Annotated in this window: 16 protein-coding genes and 1 tRNA gene; 7 read left to right on the forward strand and 10 right to left on the reverse strand. The window is 24.1% G+C overall.

Going from position 1 to position 16156, the window contains the following annotated elements:
* Nucleotides 1–45 precede the first annotated feature (45 nt).
* Nucleotides 46–1098 (reverse strand): A/G-specific adenine glycosylase, encoded by a 1053-nt coding sequence (mutY, locus tag STAT_RS00465; protein ID WP_119305329.1) that lies wholly within the window; start codon nt 1096–1098, stop codon nt 46–48.
* A gap of 85 nt (nt 1099–1183) precedes the next feature.
* On the opposite strand from mutY, the gene STAT_RS00470 reads away from it, so the two are divergent.
* From STAT_RS00470 to STAT_RS00480, 3 genes are all read left to right on the forward strand, one after another.
* On the forward strand, nt 1184–1495 hold the full coding sequence (locus tag STAT_RS00470; protein ID WP_119305330.1) for an HU family DNA-binding protein: 312 nt from the start codon (nt 1184–1186) through the stop codon (nt 1493–1495).
* Nucleotides 1496–1655: 160 nt separating this feature from the next.
* On the forward strand, nt 1656–3200 hold the full coding sequence (locus STAT_RS00475; RefSeq protein ID WP_119305331.1) for an Rne/Rng family ribonuclease: 1545 nt from the start codon (nt 1656–1658) through the stop codon (nt 3198–3200).
* Between the two features lie 30 nt (nt 3201–3230).
* Nucleotides 3231–3314 (forward strand) — tRNA-Leu (locus STAT_RS00480).
* Between the two features lie 4 nt (nt 3315–3318).
* On the opposite strand, the gene STAT_RS00485 is transcribed toward STAT_RS00480, so the two are convergent.
* The 3 genes from STAT_RS00485 to fabD are packed head-to-tail and all read right to left on the reverse strand — an operon-like array spanning nt 3319 to nt 6435.
* On the reverse strand, nt 3319–4569 hold the full coding sequence (locus tag STAT_RS00485; RefSeq protein WP_119305332.1) for a citrate synthase: 1251 nt from the start codon (nt 4567–4569) through the stop codon (nt 3319–3321).
* A 55-nt stretch (nt 4570–4624) separates the two neighbouring features.
* The gene (locus STAT_RS00490; RefSeq protein ID WP_119305333.1) at nt 4625–5557 is read right to left on the reverse strand and encodes a GYDIA family GHMP kinase; all 933 of its coding nucleotides are present in this window, start codon (nt 5555–5557) and stop codon (nt 4625–4627) included.
* 17 nt (nt 5558–5574) lie between these two features.
* On the reverse strand, nt 5575–6435 hold the full coding sequence (fabD, locus tag STAT_RS00495) for an ACP S-malonyltransferase (RefSeq protein ID WP_119305334.1): 861 nt from the start codon (nt 6433–6435) through the stop codon (nt 5575–5577).
* A 40-nt stretch (nt 6436–6475) separates the two neighbouring features.
* Between fabD and STAT_RS00500 the strand changes: the two genes are divergently transcribed.
* On the forward strand, nt 6476–7249 hold the full coding sequence (locus STAT_RS00500) for a TatD family hydrolase (RefSeq protein WP_119305335.1): 774 nt from the start codon (nt 6476–6478) through the stop codon (nt 7247–7249).
* Here STAT_RS00500 and fumC read toward each other — a convergent pair.
* Nucleotides 7236–8624 carry a class II fumarate hydratase gene (gene fumC / locus STAT_RS00505; protein ID WP_119305336.1) on the reverse strand — a complete coding sequence of 463 codons (1389 nt, stop codon included), beginning with the start codon at nt 8622–8624 and terminating at the stop codon, nt 7236–7238. The two genes, STAT_RS00500 and fumC, sit on opposite strands and share 14 nt — an antisense overlap.
* A gap of 194 nt (nt 8625–8818) precedes the next feature.
* On the opposite strand from fumC, the gene STAT_RS00510 reads away from it, so the two are divergent.
* Nucleotides 8819–9157, forward strand: a complete 339-nt coding sequence (locus STAT_RS00510; protein WP_119305337.1) for an FtsB family cell division protein — start codon at nt 8819–8821, stop codon at nt 9155–9157.
* Here the strand turns inward: STAT_RS00510 and mnmG are convergent.
* On the reverse strand, nt 9134–11008 hold the full coding sequence (gene mnmG, locus STAT_RS00515; protein WP_119305338.1) for a tRNA uridine-5-carboxymethylaminomethyl(34) synthesis enzyme MnmG: 1875 nt from the start codon (nt 11006–11008) through the stop codon (nt 9134–9136). The two genes, STAT_RS00510 and mnmG, sit on opposite strands and share 24 nt — an antisense overlap.
* A gap of 6 nt (nt 11009–11014) precedes the next feature.
* The gene (ybeY, locus tag STAT_RS00520) at nt 11015–11431 is read right to left on the reverse strand and encodes an rRNA maturation RNase YbeY (RefSeq protein ID WP_119305339.1); all 417 of its coding nucleotides are present in this window, start codon (nt 11429–11431) and stop codon (nt 11015–11017) included.
* A gap of 60 nt (nt 11432–11491) precedes the next feature.
* Between ybeY and pssA the strand changes: the two genes are divergently transcribed.
* Together pssA and STAT_RS00530 are read left to right on the forward strand one after the other, a co-directional pair.
* Nucleotides 11492–12199, forward strand: coding sequence for a CDP-diacylglycerol--serine O-phosphatidyltransferase (pssA, locus tag STAT_RS00525; RefSeq protein ID WP_119305815.1), 708 nt, complete (start codon nt 11492–11494; stop codon nt 12197–12199).
* A gap of 5 nt (nt 12200–12204) precedes the next feature.
* Nucleotides 12205–12972: a 3'-5' exonuclease gene (locus STAT_RS00530; RefSeq protein WP_119305340.1), complete on the forward strand. Its 768-nt coding sequence runs from the start codon at nt 12205–12207 to the stop codon at nt 12970–12972.
* A gap of 36 nt (nt 12973–13008) precedes the next feature.
* Here the strand turns inward: STAT_RS00530 and htpG are convergent, their stop codons facing one another.
* The 3 genes from htpG to STAT_RS00545 form a co-directional block, all read right to left on the reverse strand.
* A complete protein-coding gene (gene htpG, locus STAT_RS00535; protein WP_119305341.1) occupies nt 13009–14904 on the reverse strand; it encodes a molecular chaperone HtpG in 1896 nt (631 codons plus the stop codon).
* A gap of 117 nt (nt 14905–15021) precedes the next feature.
* A complete protein-coding gene (ftsY, locus tag STAT_RS00540; RefSeq protein ID WP_119305342.1) occupies nt 15022–15972 on the reverse strand; it encodes a signal recognition particle-docking protein FtsY in 951 nt (316 codons plus the stop codon).
* Nucleotides 15969–16151 (reverse strand): DUF4295 family protein, encoded by a 183-nt coding sequence (locus STAT_RS00545; protein ID WP_119305343.1) that lies wholly within the window; start codon nt 16149–16151, stop codon nt 15969–15971. The genes ftsY and STAT_RS00545 overlap by 4 nt, the downstream gene beginning before the upstream one ends.
* Between the last annotated feature and the right edge of the window lie 5 nt (nt 16152–16156).

A 16156-nucleotide genomic window follows, 5' to 3' on the forward strand; every position in this document is an offset into this window, starting at 1 on the left:
CTAAAATTCATATTATATTAGAATTAATTTATTATCGGGAATAAACTAAATAATTTTTTCATGTTTCAAAAATAAAACAATAGGACGAGGAAAGGGGTATTTTTTTATATGATTTGTAGGTATAAAGATAAAATTATTAAAAAATATGGATTTCTTAAAATCTTGTAAAATCTCACAATTAAAAAATTGAATTGATAAAATTTGATGAGTAAGTTTTTGTTTTATTTTATAAACTAAAATATTATTAGCTTTCACTCTAAACTTTTTAAAAATTTTATCTATAATTTCATGAATTAAAAGATTTTGTTTTGATTCTATTAAAGGAAAATCATAAAGACCTTTCCATATATCTTCTGTTGATCTTTTATTTAAACAAATATTTTTATTACGATCATATATAAAAAGATAATAAAAAAATCTATGTTTTATAAATTTTTTTATTTTTCTTATAGGTAATTTATATACAGTTCCATTTTTAATCGAAAAACAAGTATCTTGAACTGGACATAATAAACATTTAGGATTTTTTGAAGTACATAAAATAGAACCTAAATCCATAATTGCTTGATTAAAAGTTCCTGGATGTTCAAAATCCATTATTCTTGAAACCATTATTCGTAATTTATCTTTTATAGTAGTAGATGTACTATCATTGAAAACCCCAAAATATCTAGAAAATACTCTACAAGCATTTCCATCAATGGCAGGAATAGCTTCATGAAAACATATAGAAGCCATAGCTGCTCCTGTATACGGACCAATCCCTTTATATTTTATTAATTCTTTATACTTTTTTGGAAAAGATTTTTTATCATTTTTTAATTTTTTAGCAAAAGAATGCAAGTATTTTGCTCTAAAATAATAACCCAATCCTTCCCATTTTTTCAATACATCTTTTTCTTTTGCTTCAGCAAGTTTTTCTAAACTCGGAAATTTTTTTATAAAGTTTAAATAATATCTTATAGTTGTTTTTGAAACTTTTGTTTGTTGTAACATAAATTCCGAAACTAAAATATAATATGGATTTTTAGTTTCTCTCCAAGGAAGTTTTCTATAGTTTTTTTTATACCAATTTATTATTTTTTTGGAAAAATTCATATGATTTTAATTTTTAAGCAATTTTATAAAAAATGGGTATATTTAAGAAACCGAATTTTGTTATTCGATATTATAATGATTTAACATGACAAAAGCAGATATAATAACAGAAATCATATCAGAAACTGGATCTGAGAGAATTGATACGCAAAAGGTGATAGAAACATTTATGGAAAAAATAAAGAAAAGTTTAACATCGGGAGAAAATGTTTATTTAAGAGGATTTGGATCATTTATTATTAAATATCGAGCGAAAAAACTTGGACGTCATATATCCAAAGATATGTCTATTGTAATTCCTGCACATAATATACCAGCATTTAAACCTTCAAAATCTTTTACGGAATTAGTAAAGAAAAATGTTCCTATAAATAAAAATGGAAATACAATGAATTAATCATTAATCGTTTAAAATTATGCCAAACGGAAAAAAAAGAAAAAGACGTAAAATAGCAACTCATAAAAGAAAAAAAAGAAATAGAAAAAATAGACATAAAAAGAAATAATAATTTCTAAAAAAATGTGAATTATAACTTAATTCCTTGTTTTTTTTATATATGAATAAAGAGTTAATTATAGATGTAGAAGAAAAAGAAGTAAAAATAGCTCTTTTGGAAAAAGGACAATTACTTGAACTTCATATAGATATTATGAATAAAAAATTCTCCGTAGGAGATATTTATTTTGGAATAGTTAAAAAAATTTTATATGGATTAAATGCTGCTATCATAGATATAGGATATTCAAAAGGTGCTTTTTTACATTATGATGATATTGGATTTCAAATTGATCAAATGTTAGATTTAATATCATCTTATAATCATCTTAAAAAAAAATCGGACAATTCCGAAAATCAAGAAAAAAAAAATTCTATAAATCATATACTACATATTGGACAAAGAATATTAGTTCAAATTTCTAAAGAACCTATTTCTAATAAAGGACCAAAACTTACTACAAAAATTTGTATTCCAGGTAGAAATTTAATACTTATACCTTTTTCAGAAAAAATTTCTATTTCTAAGAAAATCAAAAATATAAAAGAAAAAAATAGATTGATTTCTTACATAAAAAAAATCATTCCAAATAAATATGGAATAATTATCCGTACAGCTGCTCATAACGAAATGGAAAAAGTTTTAAATGAAGAGCTTCTTTTTTTAATAAAAAAATGGAAAAAAACATTAAATAATTTAATAAAATTTATTCCACCAGTTTGTGTATTGAATGAAAATAATAAAATTTATTGTTTATTAAGAGATATATTCAATGATGATTTTAAATCTATTCTTTGTAATAATGAATTTCTTTGCAAAGAAATTCATTCATATTTATCTTTCATTTTTCCCAAAAAAACCAATATAATTAAATATTATAAAGGAAATATTCCCATATTTGAAAAATATGGGATAGAAAAACAAATACAAATTTTTTTAGGTAAGAATGTACCTCTTGAAAATGGAGCTTATCTTATTATAGAACATACTGAAGCTTTACATGTTATAGATGTAAACAGCGGAATGATTAATCATATGATGAAAGATTGTACAAAATCAGAAAGAATTAATAATATATTTAAAATTAATTTAATAGCAGCAACAGAAATTGCAAGACAGCTTAGATTAAGAGATATGGGAGGTATAATTGTAGTAGACTTTATAGATATGTATGATTCCATACAAAAAAAAAAGTTGTATGAACATTTAAAAGAAAAAATGAAAAATGATAGAGCAAGACATCAAATTTTGCCCCCCAATAAATTTGGATTAGTTCAATTTACTCGTCGTAGAATAAGACCTGAATTAAAAAAAATAAATATAAACAATAAAAAATATCAAAATTATCCTGAAGATTATATTCATCATTTAGAATTTGTTATAGAAACTATTATAAAGAATAAAAATCATAAAGGAATCCAATTACATATTCATTCTTTTGTATCAGCTTTTTTAAAAAAAGGTTTTCCTTCTATTCAACAAAAATGGTTATTGAAATATAAAAAATGGATTAAAATAATTCCAAAAGATTCATTTAGATATACAGAATATAAGTTTTTAAATAAAAATCACGAAATCTTATTATCTTCTTTTTATTTTCATTAAAATTTATTATAACTTTCAAAAAAAAGATAAGTGGGCGTGGTGAAACCGGTATACACGTCAGAATTAGGATCTGATGCCTATTTAGGCATAAGGGTTCGAATCCCTTCGCCCGCACTAATTATTTTATATTTCTTTTTTTATATCCTGTATAAACTTGTCTAGGTCTACCTATTGGTTCTTTATTTAATTTCATTTCTTTCCAATGAGCCATCCACCCCGGTAATCTTCCTAAAGCAAACATAACAGTAAACATATCTTTTGGAATACCTATAGCTTGATAAATAATTCCGGAATAAAAATCAATATTAGGATAAAGTTTTTTTTCTAAAAAATAAGAATCCTGAAGAGCTTTTTTTTCAACATTTTTTGCCAATTTCAATATTGGATCAGAAATTCCTAATTTTTGAATTACATTTTCAGCTACTTTTTTAGCTATTTTAGCTCTAGGATCGAAATTTTTATAAATCCTATGTCCAAAACCCATAAGTCGAAATGGATCTTTTTTATTTTTTGCTTTCTCTATCCATTTTTTTATATTTCCCCCACTTTTTAAAATATCTTCTAACATTTCAATTACAGCTTGATTTGCTCCTCCATGTAATTTACCCCAAAGAGCACTCATTCCTGCAGAAATAGATGAAAATAATCCAACATGAACAGATCCCAATAAACGAACGGTAGTTGTAGAACAATTTTGCTCATGATCAGCATGTAATATTAAAATCTTATTCAAAGTATCCGAAATAATTGGATTTGGTTCATAAGATTTATTGGGAACAGAAAAAAACATTTTTAACAAATTTGAAGTATAATCAAGATAAGGATCTGCACAAACAGGAGGTAACCCCATTCTTTTTCTATAAGTTAAAGCTGCTAAAATAGGTAATTTAGCTAACAAATGAAGATATAGATCTTCTTCCTGTATAGAATTCATAAATGCATCTAAAATATAGGTTAAAGAAGATAAAATTCCCATTGGATGATAAAAAACTGGAATGTTATCAAGTATTTTATTTATATCCTTATGATGAATAAAACTAAATTTTTTTACTTTTTCAGAAAAAGATTTTAATTGTGCAGTATTAGGTAGTTCTCCATTTAAAATAAGGTAACTTGTTTCTATAAACGAACATTGATTGATAATTTGTTCAATAGGATATCCTCTATATAATAGTTCTCCTTTTTCTCCATCTATAAAACTAATAGAACTTTTAGTAATTCCTGTATTTTTTAATCCTGGATCAAATGTAATCAACCCTGTACTTTCCCTTAATTTAGAAATATTAATAGCTTTTTCATAAAAAGTTCCATAAATAACAGGAAGTTTATAATGGGATCCATTAATATTAAAATTCACGAAACTGCACATAATAAATAATTTTTATTATTAAATATAATATAATAATATAAATAAAATGTTACTTTTATTTTTTAAAAATCATTTCATCAAATGAAATAAGAGTATCAAATCCTTTATTAGAAAAGTAATTTTTCATTCCTTTTCTAGAACTTATCAAAACAAAATCCCCTCCCCAAGCACCTAAACTTTTAACAATCCCTAGATAATCTGGAAAATGTGTTTCTTTAATAGTAGGAAGATTTAATATTTTTGATATAATTTTTTCATGTTTTAATAACAATTCTTCAAATTCTTTTAATGTTTTACAAAAAGGAATTTTTTGAGTTATGTAAGATATAGTATTAATATTTTCACTAGATATATTAGATATATTAGATCGAAAATATCGTATTTCATTACAAGTATTTTGTTTTTTATTAAGATGCAGAAAAAAAAGTTGATTTTTAAAAGGTGGATTAAATTCTATGGGAATAATATGAGGTTTTTTATTCCATAATTTATAAATTATAGGTTTCGAAATAGAAACACAAGCAATATCATATCCACTACCTTGAAAATTATTTCCTAATAACAAATAAGGATCTATTTTAGCCCATTTTGCTATGTTATTAATTAATGTAGAACTACTACCTAATCCCCAATTTCTTGGAAATTCTAATTTTGTTTTTACGTTCATTCCTAATGAATTAGGAAAAAAATTTTTTTGAATTTTTTTAGATTTCAATAATAAATCTCTTAATTTAAGAGCTGTTTTTCTTTCTGTTTCATAACAAATATCTAAGGAAGGAAGTTTAAAAATTCCTTCAAACCAAAGTTGATTGATTTCATCATAACTTTTCCAATGTAAAACAGAAGATAGATTATGTCTAAAAATAGTTAATGATTGCCCTTTAATTGTCGGAAGAGCTAATCCACAAGCTCCACAGAGAATAAAATATTCTCCTGTTAACAATAGTTTTCCATGACTATAATAAAAAAAACGTCTATGTCGATCCATTATGGATTTATATTTTTTTAGGAAAAATTCTTTGAAATTTTTTTAATTAACCCTTGTAAAATATTTCCTGGTCCTATTTCTGTAAATGAAACAGCTCCATGAGAAATCATATTTCTTATAGATTGTTTCCATTTAACTGGATAAGTCAATTGTTTGACTAGATTCTTTTTTATATCATAAGATTTTATAGCAGGTAAAGCCGTTACATTTTGGTATATTGGATATTTAGAATCTTTAAAAAAAATTTGATTTATAATATTTTGAAATTTTTTTTGAGCTGGTTTCATAATTGGAGAATGAAAGGCTCCATGAACGGGAAGAATAAATATTTTTTTAGCACCTATTTTTTTTAGAAAAAAACAAACTCTTTTCAGGGCTTTTGTTTCTCCAGAAATAACTAATTGTTTAGGACAATTGTAATTAGATGGAACTATAACTCCATGATCGTTTTTACAAACATTTTCTATAATAGAATCTTCTAATCCAAATATAACAGCCATTCCTCCGTGAGTTTTCTCACAAATATTTTGCATTATTGATGCTCTTTGATTTACTAATTTTAAACCATCTTCAAAAGAAAATACATTAATTGCAGCTAAAGCAGATAGTTCGCCAAGAGAATGTCCAGCTACCATATCAGGATCAAAATTATTTAATGTTTTTGCTTTTATAACTGAATATATATAAATTGCTAATTGTGTATATTTTGTATTTTTTAAGGTTTCTATAGTTCCATCAAACATGATAGATGTAATTCTAAAACCTAGAATATCATCAGATAATTGAAATAATTTTTTTGCTAAATGAGAATTTTTGTATAAATCTTTTCCCATTCCTACAAATTGAGATCCTTGACCAGGAAATAGATAAGCTTTCATAAAAATATTTTGATTTAAAAATTAAAAATTCATTTTTTACATGAAAATTACTGATACTCATACTCATTTATATATGAAAGAATTTGATGAAGATATTAATTATGTAATACAAAATGCCTTTCATAAAGGAATAAATAGATTTTTACTTCCTTCTATAGATAGTTCTAATATTCCTAATATATTAAAATTAGAAAAAAAATATCCCAATATATGTTTTTCCATGATAGGATTACATCCTAATAAAGTAAACCCATATAGTTTAGAAAAAGAATTACAAAATATAAAAACATGGTTATACAAACATTCTTTTATTTCTATAGGAGAAATTGGAATGGATTTATTAGAAAATAAATTTATTTATGAACAAGAATACGCTTTTCAAACTCAAATAAAATGGGCTAAACAAAGAAAACTTCCTATAATTATACATTGTAGAAAAGCTTTTGATCAAGTTTTTCATATTTTATCAAAAGAAAAAAACTCCTTCCTTAAAGGAGTTTTTCATTGTTTTTCAGGAACCCTAGAACAAGCGAGAAAAATTATTGATTTTGGAATTAAGCTAGGTATTGGAGGAATAATTACTTTTAAAAATAGTGATATTAGTAAATTTTTACATGAAATAAGTTTGAATCATTTAGTATTAGAAACCGATTCTCCTTATCTTTCTCCACATCCTTTGAGAGGAAAAAGAAATGAACCAAAAAATTTAAGAATAATTTTAAGAAAATTATCAAAAATTTATTCTATGTCAGAAGATAAAATAGCCGATATCATTCATTGGAATGTAGAAGAATTATTTTTCACACCATTTTAGATGGGTTCACAAATTTTTCAAATTCTTCAATAGTTAAATATCCTAATCGAATTGCTTCTTCTTTCAATGTAGTATTATTTTTATAAGCAAATTTTGCAATTTCTGCTGATTTTTCATATCCAATATGAGTATTTAATGCTGTAACTAGCATCAAGGATTTATCCAAAAATTCTTTAATTCTTTTATAATTAGGTTGTATCCCCATTACGCAAAAAGAAGAAAAAGAAACACAAGCATCTGCAAGAAGTTGAGCAGATTGCAAAAAATTATATGCCATTAATGGTTTAGATACATTTAGTTCATAATTTCCTGAAGATCCAGCCATAGAAATAGACATATCATTCCCTATAATTTGAGTGCAAACCATAATAATAGCTTCGCATTGAGTAGGATTTACTTTTCCAGGCATCATAGATGATCCAGGTTCATTTTCAGGGATATAAATTTCTCCAATTCCTGAACGCGGACCAGAAGATAAAAAACGAATATCATTTGATATTTTAATCAAGGAAACAGCTATTTGTTTAATAGCACTATGAGATTCTACTATAGCATCATGAGATGATATTGCTTCAAATTTATTTTTTGCTACTTTAAAAGGAAAACCAGTTAATTCACATATATATTCAGTTATTTTTTTATCATATCCTTTAGGAGTGTTTAACCCTGTTCCTACAGCTGTCCCTCCTATTGCTAATTCAGAAAGATGATCTAAAGTTTTTTCTATAACATTTAATCCATGATCTATTTGAGAAACATATCCTGAAAATTCTTGTCCTAAAGTAATAGGAGTTGCATCCATAAGATGAGTTCTTCCTATTTTTATAATATTTTGAAAAAATTTAGATTTTTTTTCAAAATTTTTTTTTAATTCTTGAATTGAAGGAATAGTTTTTTTTACTAGTTTTTGATAAGCAGCAATATGCATTGCTGTAGAAAAAGTATCATTAGATGATTGAGACATGTTCACATCATCATTAGGATGAATAAGAGGTTGAAATTTTCCTAATTCTTTACCCATCAAAACATGAGCTCTATTAGAGATAACTTCATTAATATTCATATTAGTATGAGTTCCTGATCCTGTTTGCCATATAACTAAAGGAAATTGATCATTTAGTTTTTCGTTTATAATTTCGTCACAAACTAAGGATATCATATCTTTCTTTTTTTTGGATAAAAAACCAAACTCAAAATTAACATGAGCAGCCGCTTTTTTCAAAAAACCAAATGCATGAATAATTTCTATAGGCATAGAAGCTTCTGGACCAATTTTAAAATTTTTTCTAGATCTTTCTGTTTGTGCACCCCAATATTTATTGATAGGAACTCTAACAACTCCTAAAGTATCTTTTTCTATTCTAGAATGTGTCATTTTTCTATTTTTTTACGAAATTATATAATAATAAATAAAATTAGAATTAATCTTTATGATTATTAAATTTATAGGATTTTTGTTTTTTTTTCTTATAACTATATCTGGTTTTTGGTGTATAATTTTTTTATCTTTTTTTAGTGTTTATTGGATGATAAGTATATTTTCAATAATGTTTATAACCTATTTAAAATATGATAAAAAAAAAATACAAAATCCTACTAAAAAATAAATATTTTTGGATTAGTATCTTTTTCTTTATATGGATGTCTTTTTTTGATTCTAATTCTTTTATGTTACACTATAAATTTCGAAATAGTATTCAAGAAATGACATCCAATAGAGATTTTTTAAGAAAAAAAATTTTATTAGAAGGAATTCAATTAAAAAAACTAACTACAGATTCTATGTATCTTGAAAAATTAGCAAGAGAAAAATTTTACATGAAAAAAGAAGATGAAGACTTATTTATTATATCTATAAAGAAAAAAAATCGAAAAAACAAGAATTTAACGTCCCATATAAATAAGTAAAACACTTAAATCTGAAGGAGAAATTCCACTAATTCTTGAAGCTTGAGCTAATGATATTGGACGATAGTAATTTAATTTTTCTTTTGCTTCTGAAGAAAGAGATTTAATTGATTTATAATCAAAATTATTTGGAATTTTAAGATTTTCTAATTTCAATAATTTTTTTGCATTTTTTTTTTCTCTATCTATATATCCTTTATATTTAATCCTAATAAAAACTTGTTCCAATATTTCATGAGTAAAACCATTTTTTTTAATTTCTTCTATTAAAAATGGAATGGACGTGATATCTTGAATATCAATTTCAGAACGAGACAAAATAGTTTCTATTTTTTTATTATGATCTATTATAGGAGATTTTTTAGCAGATAATACAGGATTTATAGTCTTTGGATCGAAATTTTTATTCTGAAATAAATACATACATTTTTCTATTTTAGATTTTTTTCTATCTAATATTCTCATTTTATTTTCTGAAATTAAACCTATATTGTATCCCATAGGAGTTAATCTTTCATCAGCATTATCTTGTCGTAATAACATTCTATATTCTGCTCTTGAAGTAAACATTCTATAAGGCTCTTTTGTTCCTTTTGTTACTAAATCATCTATTAAAACCCCAATATAAGCCTGACTTCTTTTAAGAATAAATGGTTCTTTTTTACGAATTTTTAAATGAACATTAATTCCTGCCATTAAACCTTGTGCTGCTGCTTCTTCATATCCAGTTGTTCCATTAATTTGTCCAGCAAAAAAAAGATTCTCTATAATTTTACTTTCCAATGTCGCCTTTAATTGTTCTGGTGGAAAATAATCATATTCAATGGCATATCCAGGTTTTAATATTTTTACTTTTTCAAATCCTGAAACTTGTTTCAAAGATTGATATTGTATTTTTTCTGAAAAAGAAGTTGAAAAACCATTAACATATACTTCTACAGTATTCCATCCTTCCGGTTCAACAAAAATCGTATGTTCTTTTTTATCCGAAAATCGTGAAATTTTTTCTTCTATAGAAGGACAATATCTAGGACTAATCCCTTGAATAGCTCCTGTATAAACTGGAGATTGATTAAATTTACTTCGTATAAAATCATGTACTTTTTGATTAGTATAAGTTATGTAACATTTTCTTTGTTGTTTTAGTTTTTTTGTTTTATAAAAAAAAGAAAATTTTTTCGGATCTATATCTCCATTTTGAGATTTCATTTTCTCATAATTTAAAGAACGTCCATCTACTCTTGGCGATGTTCCTGTTTTCATTCTTCCAGACTTAAATCCAAAGTTTTTAGTTAATTGTTCTGTAATTCCTTTTGTTTCTTGTTCTGATATTCTTCCTCCATTAATCTTTTTTCTCCCAATATGTATTTTTCCATTTAAAAAAGTACCATTTGTAAGTATTACTGACCTTCCTTTAATTTTTAAACCAAAGATAGTTTTGACTCCTTTTACTTTATGTTGTTCTATTATTAAAGACGATACTGTATCCTGGTATAAATCTAATTTATAATTTTTTTCTAAAAAAAACCTCCAATAATAGGAGAATAATTTTCTATCACATTGAGATCTAGGGCTCCACATGGCAGGTCCTTTAGATTTATTTAACATTCTAAATTGAATTGTACTATAATCTGAAATTCTTCCAGAATTTCCACCTAAGGCATCAATTTCTCTAATTATTTGACCTTTTGCGATTCCTCCTATAGCCGGATTACATGACATTTGACCTATAGTTTGAAAATTAGTGGTAATAAGTAGAGTTTTAGATCCCATATTAGAAGATGCAGAAGCAGCTTCAATCCCCGCATGTCCTCCTCCAACTACAATTACATCGTATATATCTAGAAACATAATTTTCTAAAATTGAAATAAAATTAAATAAAACTCTTCTTTTTTTTTCATAATCTTTTTATCTGTATGATTATGGTCATCATATCCTAAAAGATGTAGAACAGCATGTATCATTACACGTTTCAACTCAAGCATGAAAAATTGATTCCATCGCTTAGAATTTTCATAAATACGATCTATACTAATAAATATATCTCCAGATATAGATCCATTGATAGAATAATTAAATGCAAGCACATCTGTATAAAAATTATTTTTTAAATATCTCTGATTTAAATCTAAAAGAAAATGATCATTACAAAAAATATAATTAACATTTCCAATATATATACTTTCATTGTTTAGTAAAATACAAATTTCTTTAATTAAAAAAGAATCATTTTTAATGTGAAAATCAGATATTTCATAAAAAAAATTAATCATTATAAAATAATATTTTCTATTTATTTTAAAAAAATTTTTTTATATATTATACATTTTACAATGAAAAAAATAATTCCTAATATATTCACTTTAATAAATTTATTTTGTGGATGCATTTCTATTATACTTCTTCAATCTAGAAATTTTAATTATTCTTACGTTTTTACTTTATTTTCAATAATTTTTGATTTTTTGGATGGTTATTTTTCTAGATGTATGAAAATAAAAAATATCTTTGGAAAAGAATTAGATTCTCTAGCAGATATGGTTTCTTTTGGAGTAGTTCCATCCATAATAGTTTTTTTTTTATTGAAAAACAAAAGTCAAATTCCATTTATTGAATATTTGTCTTTTTTAATTTCCATTTTTTCTGCATGTCGTTTAGCTAGATTTAATATTTCTTCTAATAATAAAAATCATGTTATAGGATTAACTACTCCTATAAATACCTTATTTTTTTCTTCTCTATCTATTATAATTACAAATAATATAATTCCTTTTTTTCTTATAAAAAAAGGAATTATATATATCATTGCAATGTTTTTTATAATATTCTTATCATGTTACCTTTTGGTATCTCAAATACCAATGTTTTCTTTTAAGTTTGAAAATTTTTCTTATAAAAAAAATAAAACACGTTATATTTTTTTATTGATTAGTACATTTCTTTTATTAACTTTACATATAGTCGCTTTGCCATGCATTATTATTTTTTATATTATAATCTCAATTTATTTTTATAAGATTAAAAAAATCAATATTAAATAAAAAACATGAAATTAAAACTTCATCGTCCTATTTGTTTTTTTGATATAGAAGCAACAGGAATTAATATAGGAAAAGATAGGATTATAGAAATATCTATATTAAAAATATTTCCTCATGGAGAACAAGAAGATAAAACTTGGTTAATATATCCTGGAATTCCTATTCCTCCACAATCAACGGCAATTCATGGAATTAAAGATGAAGATGTAGTAGGAAAGATGAAATTTAAAGATATAGCTTATTATATTTTTAAAATGATTGAAAATACAGATTTAGCAGGTTATAACTCTAATAGATTTGATATTCCAATTTTAGCAGAAGAAATGCTTCGTGCAGGAATGTCTTTTGACATTAAAAAACACAGAACTATAGATGTTCAAGTTATTTTTCATAAAATGGAACCCAGAACTCTTTCTGCTGCTTACAAATACTATTGTAGTAAAAATATCATAAAAGCTCATAGTTCTAGAGAAGATACGTTTGCCACATATGAAATACTATTAGCACAATTAGAAAAATATAAGAACTTAAAAGAAGATGTAAAAAGTCTAAATCAATTTTCCCATCAAAAAAACATAGCAGATCTTGCTGGATTTATAAAAATAGATGAAGAAGGAAATGAAGTTTTCAATTTTGGAAAGTATAAAGGAGAAAAAGTTTTCGAAATATTTGAGAAATATCCGAATTATTATGGATGGATACAAAATTCAGATTTTCCATTATATACAAAAAAAATATTAACAGAAATAAAATTAAGAAAATTTAATGGATAAATAATATAAACATATTTTTTATTTTTCTTTAATTATTCAATTTTTATTCTTAATAAGATCTTTCAATCTTTTTGATATAAAATCTGTTAATTTTTTTCCATGTAATAAATCTTTGGATAAAAGAGTTAAGTTTAAAACTTCTTGTATAAATTCTTTTCTTTTTTCCTCTGATGTTTCCTTTAATATTTTTTTCATAAAAATGTGATTTGTATTGACTATTAATTGATAATATTTGTTTTTTCCTACTATATCTTTTTCTATAGTAGTAGAATTCATTTCTTTAATTCTTCTTAAAAATTCTGGAATGATAATCAAAAAAGGATAGTCTTTTTTGGATAAATCTTCTAATTGTATGGAAAAATTCATATCTTCTATGATATGATGCTGAATAAGGTTTTTTAAAATTTTTTTTTCTTGTTCAGAGAGTTCTGAATGGGGTTTTTCCTTTTTTTTGAAATCAATTAAATTATCAATATGATCTGAATCTACCCGGACAAAACAAATATCTTGATAAGATAATTCTAGTTTCTGTATTAAATGAACAGATAATGGACTATCAAAAATTAAAACTACATATTGTCTGTCTATAGCTTCTTTGATAAAACTATATTGTTTCTTTTGATCTGAAGAATAAATAAAAACAATTTTTCCTTCTTTATTTTTTTGGGTTTCTTTGATTTTTTCTCTAAGTTCTTTCAATGTAAAAAAACTTTTATCTATAGTAGAAAAAATGAAAAAATTAATAGCTTTCTCAAAGAAATTTTGCGTACTAATCATTCCATATTCTATTATGATTTTAAAACTATCCCATTTTTTTTGAAAATTATCTCTATTTTTTCTAAACATAAAATCTAGCTTATCCGCTACTTTTCTTGTTATATATTTAGATATATTTTTAACAGATGTATCAGATTGTAAATGAGAACGTGATACGTTAAGAGGAATATCTATAGAGTCTATAACTCCTCTTAATAAACTAAGAAAATCTGGAACAATTCCCTCCAAATTATCCGTGATATAAACCTGATTTTGATATAAATGGATTTTGTCTTTTTGTACTACATCTATTCTTTTTTCTATTTTAGGAAAATAGAGAATTCCTGTCAGATGAAAAGGATGATCTATATTTAAATGAACCCAAAATAAAGGATTTTCTAGTTGATTTGGATATAACTCATGATAGAAATCTAAATAATTTTTATCATTTAATTGAAATGGATTTTTTTTCCAAGCAGGATTAATATTATTGATTATAATTTCTTTTTCTTTATCATTTTCTTTTGATTTTGAAGATAAAGAAATTGTAATGGGCATGAATTTACAATATTTTTTCAATAATTTTAAAATACGATCATATTCTAAAAATTCTTTGTTTTCTTCATTATTCAAATATAAAATAATTTCTGTTCCTCTATCTCTTTTTTCAATTTCATTCATAATAAAATTAGGATCTCCTTTGCAAGACCAAAATATAGATGGAGCCATTTTTTTATAAGATTGAGTGAATATTGATACTTTATTAGCAACCATAAAAGAAGAATAAAAACCTAAACCAAAATGTCCAATAATATTAGTAGTAGGATTATGAGAAGAATCCGTTTTAGATATATTTTTATATTTTTGAATAAATTCTTCGGCTCCAGAAAAAGCAATTTGATTAATATACTTGTCTACTTCTTCTTTAGTCATTCCTATTCCATTATCCAGAATATGAAGCGTTTTATTAAAATTATCTACAATAATTTTAACTTTGAAATCATCATCAATAATATCAGATAAATTTTCTAATTTTATTAGAGTTTGTAATTTTACAATAGCATCTATCGCGTTAGAAACTAATTCACGTAAAAAAATTTCTTGATCTGAATAAAGAAATTTTTTAATGATAGGAAAAATATTATCTGAAGTAACATTAATTTTATTCATATTCATAACATATATTTATAAGAATATTATTTTATTCCCTCAATTTTATTTTACGGAGACTTACATATTATTATTAATAATAATATATAAATTAGATAGATTTAGATTCAGTTTGATCCTCATTTAAAAAAAACAATTTACAAATTTTTTTCCATCAAACACTTTTAAATCTTGTATTTTTTCTCCTACTCCTAAATATTGAATAGGGATTTTAAATTGATCCATAATTCCTATTAATACACCTCCTTTAGCTGTCCCTTCTATTTTTGTTAAAATAATAGAAGAAATTTTAACAAAAGAACTAAACTTCCGAACTTGTTCAAAAGCATTTTGACCAGTTGTTGCGTCTAAAATTAGAATAATTTCATGAGGAGGAGAAAATGTTATCTTATTTATGACCTTGCTTATTTTAGAAAGTTCTTTCATAAGATTAATTCTATTTTGTAATCTACCAGCAGTATCAATTATAACTACATCTTTTTCCTTAGATTTTGCAGACTGCAAAGTATCATAAACTACAGAAGCTGGATCCGAATTCATATGTTGTTTTATTAAAGGAACTCCAGCTTGATCTGCCCATATTTTAATTTGATCAATAGCAGCCTCTCTAAATGTATCTGCAGCACCTATAACAATATGAAATCCTTTTTTTTTTAAAAAAAAAGCTAATTTTCCTATTGTAGTTGTTTTTCCGACTCCATTCACTCCTACTATTAAGATTACATATGGTTTTTTTTTATTATTTCTGATTTTTGTTTCTAAACAAACATTTTCAATATCTATAAAAAGATTTTCAATCTCTTCTTTAAGAAAATTAAAGATAACTTGCGAATTTCTGTACTTTTCTTTTTGAACTCTTTTTTCTAAATTATTAATAATTTTTATAGTAGTTTTTGTTCCTATATCTGCAGACAATAATATTTCTTCTATGTAATCAAGAAGGTGAATATCAATTTTTGATTTTTTTAAAAAAAGATTTTTGATTTTTTCAAAAAAAAATCCTCCAGTTTTTTTTAATTTATGATTGAATACTTTATTTTTTTCTTTATTATTTTTATTGGAAAGAAACATCATGATTCATTTTTTTTTTTAAAAAAAGTTTCTATTTCTTCATTAGAAATCATTTTGTTTTCAAAGGTATAATAACCTGATTTTTTAGATTTAACTACTTTTATGGCTAAAGTCATTTTTTTAGAAATCTTTTTTTTTTTATTCTCTTCTTTTTTTTTATTTTCTCCTCCTTTTTTATACATTTATT

The sequence above is a fragment of the Blattabacterium cuenoti STAT genome, assembly GCF_003573915.1.
Taxonomy (GTDB): domain Bacteria; phylum Bacteroidota; class Bacteroidia; order Flavobacteriales; family Blattabacteriaceae; genus Blattabacterium; species Blattabacterium cuenoti_A.